General features: G+C 73.8%; 15 protein-coding genes. 5 read left to right on the plus strand and 10 right to left on the minus strand.

Annotation, left to right across the window (positions count from 1 at the left end; genetic code table 11):
- A partial coding sequence (locus FBY41_RS22615) for a DUF429 domain-containing protein (protein WP_141847494.1) occupies positions 1-1,005 on the minus strand: 1,005 nt, incomplete at its 3' end.
- Between the two features lie 234 nt (positions 1,006-1,239).
- On the opposite strand from FBY41_RS22615, the gene FBY41_RS22620 reads away from it, so the two are divergent.
- Genes FBY41_RS22620 through FBY41_RS22630 form a run of 3 tightly spaced genes read left to right on the plus strand, consistent with a single transcriptional unit; the run spans position 1,240 to position 5,566 of the window.
- The gene (locus tag FBY41_RS22620; RefSeq protein ID WP_141847496.1) at positions 1,240-2,658 is read left to right on the plus strand and encodes a sigma 54-interacting transcriptional regulator; all 1,419 of its coding nucleotides are present in this window, start codon (positions 1,240-1,242) and stop codon (positions 2,656-2,658) included.
- A 4-nt stretch (positions 2,659-2,662) separates the two neighbouring features.
- Positions 2,663-4,750, plus strand: a complete 2,088-nt coding sequence (locus tag FBY41_RS22625; protein ID WP_141847498.1) for a hypothetical protein — start codon at positions 2,663-2,665, stop codon at positions 4,748-4,750.
- Between the two features lie 51 nt (positions 4,751-4,801).
- Positions 4,802-5,566: a GNAT family N-acetyltransferase gene (locus tag FBY41_RS22630; protein WP_141847500.1), complete on the plus strand. Its 765-nt coding sequence runs from the start codon at positions 4,802-4,804 to the stop codon at positions 5,564-5,566.
- 30 nt (positions 5,567-5,596) lie between these two features.
- On the opposite strand, the gene FBY41_RS22635 is transcribed toward FBY41_RS22630, so the two are convergent.
- Together FBY41_RS22635 and FBY41_RS22640 are read right to left on the minus strand one after the other, a co-directional pair.
- Entirely contained in the window at positions 5,597-6,541 is a 945-nt protein-coding gene (locus FBY41_RS22635; protein ID WP_141847502.1) for a phosphotransferase family protein, read from the minus strand.
- 63 nt (positions 6,542-6,604) lie between these two features.
- On the minus strand, positions 6,605-7,537 hold the full coding sequence (locus tag FBY41_RS22640; RefSeq protein ID WP_141847504.1) for a thermonuclease family protein: 933 nt from the start codon (positions 7,535-7,537) through the stop codon (positions 6,605-6,607).
- Positions 7,538-7,618: 81 nt separating this feature from the next.
- Here FBY41_RS22640 and FBY41_RS22645 point away from each other — a divergent pair, with 81 nt between their 5' ends.
- Complete coding sequence (locus FBY41_RS22645; RefSeq protein ID WP_141847506.1) at positions 7,619-7,969, plus strand: iron chaperone; 351 nt, start codon at positions 7,619-7,621, stop codon at positions 7,967-7,969.
- A 4-nt stretch (positions 7,970-7,973) separates the two neighbouring features.
- Here the strand turns inward: FBY41_RS22645 and FBY41_RS22650 are convergent, their stop codons facing one another.
- From FBY41_RS22650 to FBY41_RS22680, 7 genes are all read right to left on the minus strand, one after another.
- Positions 7,974-8,255 (minus strand): DUF427 domain-containing protein, encoded by a 282-nt coding sequence (locus FBY41_RS22650; protein WP_141847508.1) that lies wholly within the window; start codon positions 8,253-8,255, stop codon positions 7,974-7,976.
- A 106-nt stretch (positions 8,256-8,361) separates the two neighbouring features.
- A complete protein-coding gene (locus FBY41_RS22655) occupies positions 8,362-9,405 on the minus strand; it encodes an NAD(P)/FAD-dependent oxidoreductase (protein ID WP_141847510.1) in 1,044 nt (347 codons plus the stop codon).
- A gap of 228 nt (positions 9,406-9,633) precedes the next feature.
- Positions 9,634-10,767: a semialdehyde dehydrogenase gene (locus tag FBY41_RS22660; protein ID WP_260439983.1), complete on the minus strand. Its 1,134-nt coding sequence runs from the start codon at positions 10,765-10,767 to the stop codon at positions 9,634-9,636.
- A gap of 196 nt (positions 10,768-10,963) precedes the next feature.
- A complete protein-coding gene (locus tag FBY41_RS22665; RefSeq protein WP_141847512.1) occupies positions 10,964-11,542 on the minus strand; it encodes a dihydrofolate reductase family protein in 579 nt (192 codons plus the stop codon).
- Positions 11,543-11,564: 22 nt separating this feature from the next.
- Entirely contained in the window at positions 11,565-12,665 is a 1,101-nt protein-coding gene (locus FBY41_RS22670; RefSeq protein WP_141847514.1) for a DNA glycosylase AlkZ-like family protein, read from the minus strand.
- A 106-nt stretch (positions 12,666-12,771) separates the two neighbouring features.
- Positions 12,772-13,302, minus strand: a complete 531-nt coding sequence (locus FBY41_RS22675) for a YceI family protein (RefSeq protein ID WP_141847516.1) — start codon at positions 13,300-13,302, stop codon at positions 12,772-12,774.
- Complete coding sequence (locus tag FBY41_RS22680; RefSeq protein ID WP_141847518.1) at positions 13,299-13,634, minus strand: hypothetical protein; 336 nt, start codon at positions 13,632-13,634, stop codon at positions 13,299-13,301. The genes FBY41_RS22675 and FBY41_RS22680 overlap by 4 nt, the downstream gene beginning before the upstream one ends.
- 162 nt (positions 13,635-13,796) lie before the next feature.
- Between FBY41_RS22680 and FBY41_RS24200 the strand changes: the two genes are divergently transcribed.
- Positions 13,797-16,685 carry a helix-turn-helix transcriptional regulator gene (locus FBY41_RS24200; protein WP_141847520.1) on the plus strand — a complete coding sequence of 963 codons (2,889 nt, stop codon included), beginning with the start codon at positions 13,797-13,799 and terminating at the stop codon, positions 16,683-16,685.
- The last annotated feature ends 41 nt before the right edge of the window (positions 16,686-16,726 follow it).

A 16,726-nucleotide genomic window follows, 5' to 3' on the forward strand; every position in this document is an offset into this window, starting at 1 on the left:
GCCGAGCGTGTGGCGGGCAGCCGTCCACGCGACTGCGCAGGCGTCGATGACGTCGTCGGCGGCATACCCCTGCCCCTCGAGAACCGAGGGGCGTGGGAGGCCCGCGGCGGCCAGCGCGGCGAGCCGCTCCGTGCGACCGTCCTCGGTCTTCTTGCCGGCGAGGATCGGGGCGCCGGCCATGGCGGCGAACGACACCTCGGGGTGCACCTCGAGCACCGTCACGGTCGGGCGCGTGCGCAGCCAGGTGTCGACCTCGATGATCTTGTCGCGCAGGGCAAAGGCCTGGGCGCCGACACCCTGACCGACGAGGTCACGGTTGACGGCGTCGGCCGCGAGCCGCGAGTCGGCGGCATACGCGGCTCGCGTGAGGGTGGCGAAGACCGACGACGACTTGCCGGGGATGGCCTTGCGCGCGAGCGCGTCGGCTTGGCGAGTCGTCTTGTCGGGCAGCCCGATCGGGATGTCGATGCCGACGACGACGATGCCGAGCGACTCACGGACCATCGACACGAGGTCGGCGATCGTCGGGGCGACGACGACGCGCGGACGCGGTGCGCCCGGTTCGAGCACCGCGCCGACCCAGCCCGCCTTGCAGCCGTCGACGCCGAGCACCGGGGCGGTGACATCGATCGGCTCCGGCCGGGAGGGCGAGCCAGCGCCGAGCGCTGCTGCCTTGGCGCTCGAGCCGCGCGAGGTCGCGACGGGGTAGCGCGCGGCGTTGCGGTCCGCCTTGCTCGTGAGAGCCGCGTCCAGGTCGAGATCGAGCACGTCGGCGAGGCGCAGCAGGTAGGTCATGACGTCGGCGAGCTCGTCTGCCACGTCCTGTCGCCGGTCGCCGGCCATCACGGCGCGTGCCTCGTCCGGCGTCAGCCACTGGAAGATCTCGACGAGCTCGGCGACCTCGACCGACAGTGCCATCGCGAGGTTCTTCGGGTCGTGGAACTGCCCCCAGTCGCGCTCGTCGGCGAAGTCGCGGATGCGTCGGCGCCACACCTCGGTGTCCATGCCGACACTCTCCCGCAGCCGCACCCCCGGGACCATCCGCACACTCCGGGGCCAGCTGCACACCCGGGAGCGACACGCACACCGGGTGCGAGGTGCGGCTGTCCCCGAGGCGTGCGTCACCCGGCCGGCCCCACACGGCCGGCCCCACCCAGCCCCTGCAGCCTTCAGGCCGCCAGGCGTCCACGGTGAGACAGACCCTTCGACACCGGACACATCCGGACGTAGCGTGAAGCGGTGAGTCACCCTCTCAGCGAGACGAACCAGGGCCAGGGCGCCCGACCGACGACCCTCCGCGGCCTCCGCGCCACGGGGCACCAGCACCGCAGCGTCAAGGCGGAGCTGCGCGACAACCTCCTCGCCCGCCTCCGCGCCGGTGAGGACGCCTTCCCCGGCATGGTCGGCTTCGACGAGACCGTGCTGCCCGAGCTCGAGGCCGCGCTGCTCGCCGGCCACGACCTCGTGCTCCTCGGCGAGCGCGGCCAGGGCAAGACCCGCCTCATGCGCACCCTCGGCGGCCTGCTCGACGAGTGGAGCCCCGTCGTCGAGGGCTGCGAGATCGGCGACGACCCGCACAGCCCGTCGTGCACCCGCTGCCGCCGCCTCGCCGCCGAGCTCGGCGAGGACCTGCCGATCACGTGGCGGCACCGCAGCGAGCGCTACACCGAGAAGCTCGCAACCCCCGATACGAGCGTCGGCGACCTCGTCGGCGACGTCGACCCGGTCAAGGTCGCGCAGGGACGCACCCTCGGTGACCCCGAGACCGTGCACTACGGCCTCGTGCCGCGATCCAACCGCGGCATCTTCGGCCTCAACGAGCTGCCCGACCTCGCAGAGCGCATCCAGGTCGCGCTCTTCAACGTGCTCGAGGAGCGCGACATCCAGATCCGCGGCTACTCGCTGCGGCTGCCCCTCGACCTGCTCCTCGTCGCGACCGCCAACCCCGAGGACTACACGAACCGCGGCCGCATCATCACCCCGCTCAAGGACCGCTTCGGCGCCGAGATCCGCACGCACTACCCGACCGAGGTGACCGACGAGGTCGCGCTCATCGCCCAGGAGGCCCAGCTCGTCGCCGACGTGCCGGAGCACCTGCTCGAGGTCGTCGCCCGCTTCACCCGGGGCCTGCGTGAGTCCAGCGCCGTCGACCAGCGCTCCGGCGTCTCCGCACGCTTCGCCATCGCCGCCGCCGAGGGCATCTCGGGCTCGGCGCTGCGCCGCGCCGCCCGGGCCAACGAGGCGTATGCCGTCGCGCGGGTCTGCGACGTCCCCACCGTCGTGCCCACCCTCCTCGGCAAGGTCGAGTTCGAGATGGGGGAGGAGGGCCGGGAGCGTGACGTGCTCGCCCACCTGCTCCGGCTCGCGATCGCAGAGACGTATCGCTCGCGCCTCGCGGGGCTCGACCTCACCGGCTTCACCGATCTCTTCGCCGAGGGCGCTGTCGTCGAGACCGGCGAGCTCGTGCCGGGCTCTGAGCTGCTCGCCCAGGTCGGTCCGGTGTCGGGCCTGTCGAAGGTGCTCGACCGGCTCGGCCACGCCGACGACGCGTCGCCCGGCCAGGTCGCTGCCGCCATCGAGTTCGTGCTCGAGGGCCTGCACCTGACGCGCCGCATCGACAAGGACTCGGTGGCCGGCCGCACCGTCTACGGAGCCTGACCCCATGACCCCGCGTGACGGCGACGACGTGCACGGGCGATACCGCTACTCGCCGTGGACCGGCGGCGCCGATCCGCTCGCCCCGCCCTTCGACGTGCGGTCCGCGCTCGATGAGGTCGGCCGTGACGTCATGGCCGGGGGCAGCCTGCGTGAGTCCCTGCGAGAGCTGCTGCGCCGCGGGATGGACGGTCGACGGGGGCTCGACGACCTCGCCGAGCGCGTCCGCCGGCTGCGCGAGGCCGCTCGCCGTCGCGGCGACCTCGGCGGCACGCTCGACCAGGTGCGCGCGATGCTCGACCAGGCCCTCGCCATGGAGCGCGACCAGCTCGCCGGCGAGGAGGGTGACGACGCCCGCCTCGCCGAGATGGACCTCGCGACGATCCCCGACGACGTCGCGGGGGCCGTGCGGGCGCTGAGCAGCCACGAGTGGCACTCGGCGGAGGCCAAGGCGACCTACGACGCGATTGCGCAGATGCTCCAGCGAGAGATCGTCGGGGCGCAGTTCGAGGGCATGAAGCAGGCGCTGTCGGGCAACGACCCCGAGGCGATGCAGCGGGTCAAGGACATGCTCGCCGACCTCAACGACCTCCTCGCGGCGCACGCCCGTGACGAGGACACGACCGACCGCTTCCGTGACTTCATGGACAAGCACGGCGACCTCTTCCCCGAGCAGCCCGAGACGGTCGACGAGCTCATCGACGCCCTCGCGCGCCGGCAGGCCGCCGCCGAGCGGCTCATGGCCTCGCTCTCGCCAGAGCAGCGCGAGCAGCTCGCCCAGCTCATGGCCGACGCCCTCGGCGACCCGGACCTCGCGTCCCAGATGTCACAGCTCGCCGACAACCTGCGGGCCCTGCGACCCGGTCTCGACCGGCGTGGGCCCGTGCAGCAGGGCCAGGGCGTCGAGTCGCTCGGCTGGGGGCAGGCTGTCGACGCGGTGGCCGAGCTCGCCGACCTCGAGCAGCTCCAGGAGCAGCTCGGGCAGGGCTACTTCGGCGCCACCCTCGACGACGTCGACGTCGAGCGGCTGGAGCAGTATCTCGGCGCCGACGCCGCCACCGACATGGAGGCGCTGCGTCAGCTGGAGCGGGAGCTCGAGCGGCAGGGCTTCGTCACCCGCGGCGACGACGGCCTGCGCCTCACGCCGCGCGCGATCCGGCGCCTCGGCGAGACCGCCCTGCGGCGCGTCTTCCAGCAGGTCGACGCCGCCAGCCGGGGCGACCACGACGACCGTGCCGCCGGCCAGGCAGACGAGCCGACCGGGCTCACCCGACAGTGGGAGTTCGGTGACGAGCTGCCCCTCGACACCGTGCGCACTGTCTCGAATGCCTTGCAGCGCAGCGCCCGTGCGCGTGGAACTGGGCACTGGACGGGGAGCGGGACGGCCGCCACCTCGTCGCGTGCCCACCTCCCGACGGGTCCCGGCGAGCCGGCATACGGGACGGGCGGGGTGGCATACGGGACGGGCGGGGTGGAGCTGCTCGTCGAGGACTTCGAGGTGGCCGAGACGGAGCGGCGGGCGCGGGCGGCGGTCGCGCTGTGCGTCGACATGTCGTTCTCGATGATGCAGGAGGGCCGCTGGGGGCCGATGAAGCAGACGGCGCTCGCGCTCTCGCACCTCGTGCAGACGCGCTACCGGCACGACGCGCTGCAGATCATCGGCTTCAACATCGCGGCACGCCGGCTCACGCCGGTCGAGCTCGCCGAGGCCGAGCCGGAGTGGGTGCAGGGCACGAACCTCCAGCACGCGCTCATGCTCGCCTCGCGCCACCTGCGCCGGCACCCCGACGCCGAGCCCGTCGTGCTCGTCGTCACGGACGGGGAGCCGACCGCGCACATCGAGACCGACGGCCACCCGACGTTCCACTGGCCGGCGACGCAGGCGACGCTGAGGGCGACCGTCGCCCAGGTCGACGAGCTGCGCAGGTCGGGGGCGCAGCTCAACGTCTTCATGCTCGGCGACGACCCGGGGCTCGCGCGGTTCGTCGACGCGGTCGCGCGCCGCGCCGGTGGGAGGGTCTTCACGCCGGACATCGCGCGGCTCGGGGAGTACGTCGTCGCCGACTACCTGCGCGCCCGCCGGGGCGGTCGCTGACCGCGCGGAAATCGGTCGCCCTGCCTGGGTTCCGGCTGTCATGGTGGCGCCATGGGGCAACCTCACGACGCGCGGCTGGACCGCATCGAGGCGTACTACGACTGCGTCCCGCGCGCCGTCGCCACGGTGGAGCAGGTCGGCCCCTTCACGCTCTTCGTCGCCGACGAGGGCACGGGGTGGCAGTTCTATGCGCGGCCCCGGCTCGGCGTCAGGCACACCTTCACCCCCGATGACGTATGCCGGGTGCTCGAGCGCCAGCGCGAGCTGGCCGTTCCGCTCGCCGTCGAATGGGTCGACGAGGTGACGCCGTCGCTCCTGCCGGCGGTGCGCGGCGCGGGTCACGAGCCGCACCGCTACCCGCTGCTCGTCATGCCGTCGGACGTCGAGGTCGCCGCGGACCCCCGAGCCCGCCCCCTGGAGCCGGCCGAGCCGCACCTGTCGCTGGCCCTCGGGTCTGTGTCGGCGGGGTTCGAGGGGCGCGACGAGGTGGAGCCCACGGATCCGGGCCGGCACCCGGAGATGATGGAGCGCGGCGACCTCGTCGTCGTGGCCTCGTTCGAGGGCAACCGACTCTGCGGGGCGGGGTCTGCCGCACCCCGCGGCGAGGTGGCCGAGCTCATGGCCATCGCCGTGCCTCCGGGCCATCGCGGGCGCGGTCACGGCACGGCCATCACGAGCAGCCTCGTCGCCGCCTGCCGCGAGCGGGGCGTCGAGGTGATCTTCCTCTCTGCCGGCTCCGACGCGGCGGCCGACATCTATCGCAGGGTGGGCTTCGTCGACGTCGGCACCGCCTGCGTGCTCGGCGTCGACGACTGAGCTGGTGCGACGCCTGCCAGCAGGCGGTGGTCAGCCGGCGCGGAGGAGAGCCTCCGCCAGGTAGGGCCGCAACCCCGCCGCCCAGCGGGCGCACGTCGCCGGCATCGTCGGCAGGCCGGGCGAGGCGGGCTGGGTCGACCGCGAGACGAACGCCATCGCCACGGCCGACGCGAGCGCGAGCAGGTCTGCGGGGTCACGGTCGCGCAGCACCCGATCGGCGGCCGCCTGCTCTGCCGTCGAGATCTCGCTGCCCGTCATCGAGCAGTCGAGCGCGAGCAACGCGTGGTCCATCCAGGCCGCCGAGCGACGCGCCTGACCCCAGTCGACGAGCACGGTCCGGTCGGGGGTCAGCAGGACGTTGTCGGCCCGGATGTCCCAGTGCACGACGGCGTCGCCCGCGATGAGGTCGGCCGCGCGCTCGGCGTGCCCGGCCAGCACGTCGTGGTGCACGGTCCACCACGGGTCGACAAGATCGAGCCGGGCGGCGAGCTCGCGCCACCGGGTGAGGAAGATCGGCGACGACTCCCGCGCGGCCGGCAGCCCCTCCACGTGCAACGCGTCGAGTGCTGGTCGCACGGTGGCCAGCGCCTCGGCGAAGCGGCGGAGGTCTGCGCTGCGCCACGGCGCAGGTGGGGGCGCGCCCGGCAGGTCCTCGATGAGCAGCACGACCCAGTCGCCGTCGTCGTGGCAGTCGAGCAGTCGCGGCAGGCTCGGGTGCTCGGGCAGCGCGGCCAGCACCCGGGCCTCGTCGCGCAGCAGGCTCGGCGTGTCGGGGTGGAGACCGACACCGCACCCCTTGACGAAGGCCGCCTCGCCCGAGGCCGTTCGCACGCGCGCGGCCGGGCCAGGTGACATGCCGCCCACACAGTCGACGACGTCGACGACGTCTCCACCGAGCCGGCTCTCGACCCACCGGTGCACGTGGGCCGGCGCATGCGCGTAGGGGATCCGCACACCCACCGCGTGACCGCTCATCCGCCGAGCATGCCGAGTGAGGGTCGTCACCTCAACCCGGTTGCCGCCGCTGGCAGCTCGGCGTCAGACCTTGGCCGGGCGGAAGCCGGCCGCCTCAGCGTCGCTCATCGTCGCGAAGCACTGCTCCGGGTTGGTGACCGTGTAGTACCGGTCGCCGGGCTCGTGGGCGATCATCGAGTCCTCGTTGCCCTTCACGGGCCGCGCCCGCGGGCACGGATGCTGGTCGCCCGCGAGCGGCCACGTCCCGGTCGAGCCGCCGCCTGATGTAGCCCCCGCCGTGCCGCCCGACGTGCCGCCCGATATGCCGCCCGCGCCAGGTTGCGCGCACGCGGCCTTCGGGCTCGCGGCGTCCGCCCTGACGTATGCCGTCTCGCGCGCATGCCTGCCGTAGCCGTCACGCGAGTCGTAGCGGGCCACCGCGAACCCCTGCTTGACCTGGCGCAGCCCTGCGTCCGCGCCGTTCACATCGACGTAGCGCAGGAGGCGCCCGTAGCGGTCGACGTCGTCGCGGGCGCCGGCCGTCAGCGTCACCCGCTGGCCGCCGATGATGCCGCGGAGGTTGCGCGTCGACTCGGTGAAGCCGCACTGGCCCGACTCCGGCGTGTCGATGCCGATGAGCCGGACCTTGTGGGTCACGCCGTCTCTCGACACCCAGATCGTGTCGCCGTCGACGACCTTCGTCACGGCCCAGGTGCGGGCGGCGGCGGCCTTCCGGTCAGCGGCCGCCTTCCTGGCCTGGGCCGCAGCAGCCTCGGACTCCTTGGCGGCAGCGGCCTCAGCAGCCTGAGCCTCCCTCGCCGCCGTGTCGCTGTCGGCCGTCGCCTCGCCAGCCGTCGACGGCGAGCCCCTGCCGGCGTCCACCCACACCGTCGTGCTGGCCGATGCGGTCGGCGACCCGGCCGGGTCGTCGCCCCGAGCCGTTGCGACGGTGCCCGCGAGGAGGAGCCCGGCCACGGCGATGAGGACGGCGTTGGTCGTGGTCTTGCGGGACGGCATACGGCTCCTGGTCGGACGGTCGTCGGGCGACGCGCTCCCGCGCGGCACCTCCCGGCAGCGTAGGTGGCGACAATGGGCCACATGACCACTTTCGCGAGCATCGACGACTACGTCGCGTCCTTCCCCGACGGGCCGCGCGAGATCCTCGAGCAGGTGCGTGACGCGATGCGCCGCGGCGCGCCCGGGTCGGAGGAGAAGATCCGCTACGGCATGCCGGCGCTGATGTTCCGCGACCGCTACGGGCTGCACTTCGCCGGGTGGAAGAAGCACGTCGGGCTCTATCCCGTCGCGGCCCTCGAGGGCGCGCTCGAGGAGCAGGTCGCGCCGTATCGAGCGGCCAAGGACACGGTCCAGTTCTTCTATGCCAAGCCGGTCCCCTACGACCTCATCGAGCAGGTCACGCTCGAGCTCGCGTCACGCCACGCAGACTGACGAGTCAGGCGGTGACGGTGACGCCGCGCCAGAAGGCGACGCGGCCGGCGACCTGGGCGGCCGCGCTCTTGGGGGTCTCGTAGAACCACGCTGCGTCACGGTTGGTCTTGCCGTCCACGACGAGAGAGAAGTACGACGCCTCGCCCTTCCACGGGCAGGTCGTGTGGGTGGTGCTCTCGACGAGCACGCTGTCGTCGACGGATTCGCGGGGGAAGTAGTGGTTGCCCTCGACCACCACCGTGTCGTCGCTCTCGGCGACGACTGTGCCGTTCCAGATCGCACGCACGCTCTGCTCCTCGTCGGTCGGTCCACGGGTGGGACGTCTGACAGGGCAACCCCATTGTCGGCGGATTCCTTCCAGCTCGCCCCCGCGGGGCCCAGGCGTGCCGGGCTCAGGCGGTTCGCGCCGTCGCCACGGCGGCGGCCGGCGCGTCGACGGGAGCCGACACGTGGGCCCTGCGGCTGTATGCCGCGCGGCGGGCGAAGTCGCCCACGACCTGGGCCGCCTTGCGCCGGCTCGGCATGAAGCGGAGGAAGAAGGTCAGCCGCAGCACCCACGCGACCCACCCGGTGAACGGGATCCCGTAGAGCTCGGAGATGGAGCGCCCGAGGCCGAAGGAGGCCGCCTGGCCGAGCCCTCGGTAGGCGAACGGCCGGGTCGCGCGGCCACGGATCGTCCGCGCGAGGTTGGCTCCGACGTGCTCGCCGGCCTTGATGGCCCACAGGGCGTTGGCCGGCACCGGCTCGCCTCGCGTCGGGTGCACGACGCACGCGGAATCGCCTGCGGCCCAGACTCCCTCGATGACGGAGAGGTCGGATCGCGTCACGAGCCGGCCGCGGGGGTCGCGGAGCGCGTCGAGCCCGGGCACCTGGACGGCCCGCTGGCCGATCGTCGCGATGACGGTGCTCACGGGCAGGTGGGTCCCGTCGGAGAGGTGTGCCGCGTGCTCCGTCACCGAGGCGAGGCGTACTCCCAGCCGCACACGCACGCCGAGGCGGGCGAGCTCGTCCTCGGCACGCGCGGCCAGGCGGGGCTGGGTCTCGCGCAGCTCGGGCAGGATCGCGGCGCCGGAGTGGACGAGCTCGACACGCACGCGCGACCCGCCGAGGTCGGCGACGGCCGCCGCCATCTCGACACCGGCCATGCCGCCGCCGGCGACGAGGACGGTGTGCCGGCGGCGGCCCTCGGTGCTGCGCCGCCTCGCGGACGCGCTCGGCGAGGACCGCGATGTCTCCGGGAGCCCGCAGGGTGAAGCCGTGCTCGGCGAGGCCGGGCACCGCGGCCGCCGGCTCGCGGCCCCCGGTGCCGACGACGAGCTCGTCGTAGTCGATGACGCGCTCGCCCGGCTCGCCGGTGACGGTGTAGCGAACGGTGCGCCGCTCGGCGTCGATGGCCGTCGCACGGCCGACGACGACGTGGGCGTGCGGCATCGCATCGACGAGAGGCGTGCGTGTGCGGTCGTAAGGGAGCAGGCCCGCGAGGACCTCGCCGGTGAAGCCGTGGAAGCTGTGCGCGTCGTCGGTGCTGATGACGACGACCTGCACCTCGCCCCGGCGGACGGCGGGTCCGGTGCGACGCATCAGGCCGGCATACGCGTGAAGGGTGACGTAGCCGCCGCCGAGCAGGACGACGCGGTGGCCCGCGACCGGGCGCCGGGCGCTCATCACGCCACCGCCAGGGTGCGGGTCGCGAGGTCGACGGGCCGCCCGAAGCTCGTCGGGGTGGCAGCGCGGAAGCCGAGGGGGGCGAGCTCGCCGGCCAGGCGACGGGTCTCGTCGACGAGCTCGAGCGACGGCACGCCGATCGAGAAGTGGCCGCGGTGGCCCGACAGGGCGAGCAGCGCGGTCTCGGCGAAGCAGGCGTAGGCACGGCCGTCGGGTAGCCCGATGGTGCCGCCGACGAGTCGCAGCGACGGGATCGACACGACCCCGCCGTCGACGACGAGCACGTCGGGCCGGGCCGCGAGCAGGTCGGGGGAGGTGTTGCGGGGCTGGGTCGCGTCGAGGACGACCGCACCGGGGCGCAGGTGGTGCGGCTCCAGCAGGGCGTCGGCCGAGGCCGTGAGCAGGATGACGAGGTCGGCGCCGGCGACGGCATCGATCGACGTGGCGGCGACGGTGGGCACGCGCCGCCCGACCTCGGCAGCCAGCGCCTCGAGGCGCCCCGCCGAGCGGGCGACCAGGGTCAACCGGCCGGCGGCACGGTCACGGGCGAGCAGCCGGGTGACGGCCGAGCCCACGCTGCCGGTCGCACCGACGACGGCGACGTGTGCGCTGCCCAGCCGGCCGACGTGCCCGAGGAGCATCCGCGCCTGGTCGTCGACGATGGCCGCGGTGAAGGCGTTGCCGTTCGTCACGCCGATGTCGGTGCGCCCGCGCAGCGACACGCCGCCGCCCGTGACCGTGGCGGTCAGTGCGCCGAGCCCCACTGTGCTGCACCCGAGTCCGCGGGCCTTGTCGACCGCGCGGTGCACCCGGTCGCGACCCTCACCGGGCTGGTCCAGCAGGTGCCGGGCGCCGAAGGGCACGAGCACGACGTGGCCGACCTGGGAGCCGCCGATGTGGATCGAGGCCATGGCGACCGGAGGGACGGGGAGGCGGCGCAGCGCCGTGTCGTAGGCCCGCTCGGGCACGTGACCGAGCGGCGACCAGACCCGCCCCATGTCCTCACGGAGGCGGGTTCGCGGGTGCACGGTGAAGGCGAACGTGCCCGGGCGCCAGGCCGGCGTCGGCGAGGTCGGGCCGGCGTGACCGGTGTGGCCGGCGGTGCGGGTGCTGGTGCGCGTGCGCGTGCTCACGGGATGCTCCTCAGGGCTGGGCTGTCGCTGGTCGGCGGGCCGCCGTCCCACGGGGGAGGAGCGGTGGGATCGACCGGAGTCGGCGCCGTTGCAGGAGCGGAGGAGCGCGCGGGAGGAGTGATACGCCGCGGAGCGGGCGGCACGGCATACGGGAGCGGATATGGGTATGCGTACCCAAGCCGCTCGTCCGGGTCGGTCAGTCGGCCCGGCGCGGACGGTAGACGAGCCAGAGGGCGCCGCCGGGTGTCGGGGTGGCGCTGTGCAGGGTGAGCCGCTGCAGGTCCTGCGCCCGCTCGAAGAGACGCCGCCCCGCGGGGTCGATCACCGGCGCGACGGCGAGGTGGAGCTCGTCGATCAGCCCCTCGGCGATCAGGGACTGGACCAGCTCGATGCTTCCGTGGACGCCGATGTCGTTGCCGGGCAGGGTCGTGAGGCGGCCGACGATGTCGGTGAGCGGGCCACCGACCGCCTCCACGTCACCCCATTCGCTCGTCAGCGGCGTCGACGTGACGACGTACTTCCTCACCCCGTTGATGAAGTCGGCGAAGGGCTGGACGTCGGAGGTCGGCCAGTAGCGCGACCACTCGTCGTACATGTGGCGGCCGAGGAGCACGGCGTCCTGCTGCTCGATGAGCGACTCCTCGCGGGCGATGAGCTCGTCGTCGAAGGTCGGCGGCTGCGGGTGGTCGGGGTCGACGTCGGGCGGGAAGAGCCGGTTCGGGTCGTCGACGGCACCGTCGAGCGAGGTGATGACGTAGGCGACGATCCTGCGCACGGCGGTCTCCTGGTGACGGGGTCTAGGGCGCGGCCGGGCCGCTGAGGGTGAGGCCGAGCCACGCCGCGAGGTCGGCGATCTCGCGGTGGACGGCGGTCGTGATCGCCTTCGTGAAGCGCACGTCCTCGTGGATGGCGTTGACGACGAGGGCGCCGGCCTTGCGGTCCGCCTGGGCGTCGAGCTTCCCGGCGAGCCGGTCGTGGTGGAGGATCGGCAGCGCGAAGTAGCCCCAGCGCCGCTGCTCCTTCGGCTTGTACATCTCGAGGATGTACTCGAAACCCCAGAGCTGCTCGACACGCCCGCGGTCGTGGATGAGCCGGTCGAAAGGGCTGAGCAGAGCGGTTCGTCCCGCGAACGTGCTCGGCACGTCGAGGTATGCCGGGTGGACGCGCCACGAGCCCGGCACGCCCTCGACCTCGGCGGGCTCACCGGCGTCACCGACGAAGGGGCCCTCGCCCGGCGTGACGGTGCCGGTGGCGCGGGCGATGCCGAGCGCGGCGAGGCGGCGCTCGTGGCGGTGGGCGACGGCCTCCTCGAGGGTGAGCCGTGGCAGGCCGGGCGGGTAGACCCGCTCGGGCAGGTCGAAGTAGCGCTGGCGCCCCTTGCGGCCCGCGATGGCGACGTCACCGCGCAGGACGAGGGCCTCGAGCATCTTGGTGATGTTGCGGTTGTTGGTCCAGCCGCTCGACGGCCACGGGACGACGCTCGTGTCGGGGATGTCGCGCGACAGCAGCGGCCCGTCGGCCTCGAGCTTCGCGAGGATGTCGCGGCGGAAGGAGGCGTTGGCCTCGAGCCATTCGGCCATGAAGGGGTGGGGCTCGGCCTCACGGACCTCGGCGAGGACGGCCGGGATGTCCTTGGGGCTGCGCACGTAGGCGACGGTCTCGACGAGGGAGCGGTCGTGCTCGATGGCCGTGGTGAGGTGGGCGGGGTCGTAGGTCTTGCCGAGCCGGCTCCAGAGCACGAGGTCGGCACTCGGCGCGATGGCGGCGGTCGGGTCGATCTGCAGGATGGTCAGCCGCTCGACGGTCGCGACGAGGTCGGTCGGGCGCGGCCGGTCGAGCAGCTGCGCGTGCACCGCGATGCGCCGCGCCGCCTCGACCGTGAGCTGGTGGACCACCATGCCGCCGACCCTAGCCACCGCCACCGACACGTGGCGGCCGCAGCGCCTGGCGCTCCGAACGCGCGGACTCGCGGGCCCCACCCTCCCGCGAGCCCGCCGCGCGGGCTCAGAGGCGCGTGAAGTCGAGGTCGACGTCGAGCTCGACGTCGCGTCCGATGACGAAGGTCGGCACCCGCATACCCAGGCCGGTGCGGTCGAGGTGTCCGGTCACGTGCATCCGCACGCGCTCGCCCTCGATCGTCATCGGCGTGACCTCGAGGTCGACGGGGCAGGTGGCGCCGCGGGCCGACAGGCGAGCGCGCACGGCCCATCCGCCGCCGCTCGTCGTGGTCGTCTCGGCCTCGACGACGATGCGTGGGTGGGACTCGGCGTCGAGGAAACGGCGACCCTGCACGTCGCGGTCGCGGCGGGCGTTGCCGGTCATGATGCCGGCCGCGTCGAGCTCGACCCTGGCGCTGACGACCTGCCCGGCGGCATCCGTCACGGCGTCACCCCCCGTCACGGGCAGACTGCCCCGGACGGTGTGGATGAGCTTGTCCCGGATGGCGAAGCGCGCCGTGCTCGCGGGCCCGCCGACGGTCCACCTCCCGGCGGGGACGGCGGTAGGTCGCAGGGCCTTGTCGGCCTGGCTGCTCATCGCGCACCTGCCGTCTCCGCGACGAACGCCTCGGCCACGGTGTAGCGCTCGGCCCGGGATGGCCCCGGCAGCAGCGCCGGGTCCTCGCCGGGGACGAGGTCGGACGTCATGATGAGCTCGGCCAGGGCATCGAGGGTGTCCTCGGACCCGGTGACGATGAGCAAGGCGCGTCCGCCGTCGGGCTGGCGCAGGTCGTAGCGCGCGACGATGTCGTCGCGGATGCGCGCGTGAGCCTCGATGAGCGGCGTGATGCGTTGCGAGTCGGCGAGCTCGGCGGCCGCGAGCAGCTCGGGCGACTGCGGTCCGTCGAAGATGACGAGCTGGGCGTGCATGGTGACTCCTCGGGTTGGCTGCCCCGGACCGGCCCCTCGGCGGCCCCGTCGGGCGATACGACCACCGTGCCGCTCGGGGTGCGGGTCGCGCGTCAGTGGAGACACGGAGGTCGCCACTGAAACCGGGCGACGTGCAGCGCTCCCGAGCGGGATACTCGCCTCGTGGTCGCGCTCGTCGGTCGCTCCGAACAGCTCGCCGTCATCGACGAGGCGCTCGCCGCCGCGGCGGCGGGCCGCGGCGGACTCGTGCTCGTGACGGGTGAGAGCGGCATCGGCAAGACGTCGCTTGCCGACGTCGCCCGGCGGCGGGCGGCGACCCTGGGCGTGCAGGTCGCTCACGGGTATGCCGTCGACGACCCGGGTGCGCCCGTGCTGTGGCCGTGGCGCCGGGTCGGCACGCGGATCCCGGAGCTGGAGGCGGTGCTCGCGACCGTGACCGTCCCCGACCTCGACGACGACGCGGTGCGTTTCGGTGTCAGCGAGGCCGTGGCCGAGGGGCTGCGGCGGGCCGCTGGCACGTCGGGGCTGCTGATCCTCCTCGAGGACCTGCACTGGGCCGACTCGCTGTCGGTGGCCCTGCTGCGACACGTCGCCCTCGACCTCGCGTCGTTCCCGGTGCTCGTCGTGGCGACGGCCCGGGACGACCCGTCGACGCCGTTCGGTCGTGCGCTGCCGGACCTGTTGCGAGGGAGCGCAGCCGAGTCGGTCGCGTTGCGGGGGCTGACCTCTCACGAGGTGGCGCAGTGGCTGGCGAGCGACGAGAGGACGGCGCCCTGGTGCCGGCTCGCCGACGACCTCGTGGGCCGGACCGACGGCAACCCGTTCTACATCCGCGTCCTGACGTCCGAGGCACCGCCGCCGTCGGGCAGCCTCGACGACGTGCTGGCCGAGCGGAGCCGGATGCGGGGCCTGCTCGTGGCGCCCTTCCTCCGGCTGACCGACGAGGCCCGGCACACCATCGCCACCGCAGCGCTGATGTCCGAGCGGCTCTCGCCGACTCTGCTGGCCGCGGCCGTGGGCCGGACGGTCCCGGTCGTCAGCGACCACATCGCCGCGGCCACCCGGGCGGGGCTGCTGCAGCACGGTCCGACGGGCCTGTCGTTCGTTCACGCACTCGTGCGCGACGCGGTCGTCGCCCACACCGACCCTCAGGAGCGAGCGACCGCCGAGGCCTCCATCGCCGCAGCGATGGAGGCGACCGGCGACGCGCTGCTCGCGGGCCCGAGCGCCGCTCACTGGGACCGGGCCGGCACGTCCGAGGCATCGACGCGCTGCCGGGACGGTGCGCGCGCCGCGGCAGCGCAGGCAGCCGCTGCTCGCGCCCACGAGGAGGCGGTGGCCTTCGCCCGGATGAGCCTGCGCCACGCGCGGCGCCTGGGTGCGGAGGGAGCGGACCTTGCCGAGCGGCTGGTCGAGCTGGCGCGCTACGAGTGGCTGGCCAACTTCGTGCCCGACGCAGTCGCCTCGTGCGTCGAGGCCGTCGACGTGGCGGAGGCGGCGGGGCGCCCGGACCTCATGGCGCGGGCTGCCCTCGTGCCGCAAGGGATCGGGTCCGTCGAGACCGCACAGGTCGCCGGCCGGCTCTGCCGACGCGCGTTGGCGCTCATCCCGGAAGACCGGCTGGCCGAGCGGTCCGGGCTGATGTGCCTCATGGCCGTGGCTGCTGCGGACGAGGCGGTCGACGAGAGCGCCGGACCGCTGTCGGCCGGCGCCCTTGACCTCGCTCGCCGATCGGGCTCGGCCCAGGCCGAGCTCGAGGCCATCGCCGCGCGCCACTACGTCCTGTCCTACCCGCAGGCGATCGAGGAGCGCACGGTGCTCGCCGGGCGCGCGGTCGAGCTGGGGCGCACCTCCAGCACGGCCATGGGCGGCCTCTGGGGACACCTGTGGCAGTGCGAGATCGCCCTGCAGCGTGGAGATCTCGGTGCACTGAACCGGTCGATCGAGGAGGTCGACCGCGTTGCGGCGCACCGTTCCTCACCGGTCGGGCGCTGGCACGCCCACCGTCTGCGCGCTGCCCTGGCAGCCCTGATCGGCGCCTTCGAGGAGGCGCGTAGGGAATCCGACGCAGGCCTGCAGATCGCGGAGCGCGTGGGTGACGCATCCATGGTCGGCATGTGCCATGCCCTCCGCATCCAGCTGGCCCTCCTGCGCGGGGACCCGAGTGACGTGCCCGAGGGGGCGCTACCGCTCATGGAGAGAGGCGCTCCTCCGATCCCGATCCTGCGCGCCTCGATCGCCCAGACCCTGGTGCTGGTGGGCGAGCGCGACCGGGCCGTGGCCGTCCTCGCGCCGTTGCGCGACCTGCCGGGTCGGATGCCGCTCGGCCCCCGATGGATGGGCACCATCGGCCAGATCGGCCTCACGGGAGCGGCAGTCGGTGACTCCGAGCTGGCGCATCGCTGCCATGCCCTGCTGGCCCCGGTCGCGCACTGGGGCTCCGCTGACGGTGGCGGGAGTCCCTTCGCCCACGGCTCGAACGAGTACCTCGTCGGCACGCTCGCGCTCGCCGCCGGCGACCTCGACGTGGCCGCTGGCCACTTCCGCCGCGCGATCGACGCCGACCTGCGCCTGGGCGCTCGTCCCTTCGTCGCCCTGTCGCGGCTGCGCTGGGCGCAGTGCCTGTCGGGCGGGGCGAGCCGGTCGCGCCTGTCGGCCCCGTCGGCCCCGTCGGCCCCGTCGGCCCCGTCGGCCCCGTCGGCCCCGACGGCCCCGACGGGCCCGACCACTGCATCCTCGTCGCCGTCCGTCCGTGCGTTGGCCGCGGCCGCGGCCGAGGAGCTCCGCGCCCTCGACATGCCGGGGCCGCTCGACGAGGCCACACGTCTCCTCGCTGCGCTCGCGCCGGACGGTGAGGCAGGCCGGCTCACGGCCCGTGAGCTCGAGGTGGCCCGGCTGGTCGCCGACGCACGGACCAACCAGCAGATTGCCGACGGTCTCTTCCTGTCGGTCCGCACGGTCGAGTCCCACGTGCGGAGCGCCCTCGCGAAGCTGGGCTTGCGCTCGCGAACCGAGCTGGCCCTCTGGGTGCGCACCGCAGCTGACCGCTGAGACCCGGTCCGAGGCGTGCGAAAAAGACCTGAGGTGGGTGT

It is taken from the genome of Humibacillus xanthopallidus, from assembly GCF_006716675.1.
Taxonomy (GTDB): Bacteria; Actinomycetota; Actinomycetes; order Actinomycetales; family Dermatophilaceae; genus Humibacillus; species Humibacillus xanthopallidus_B.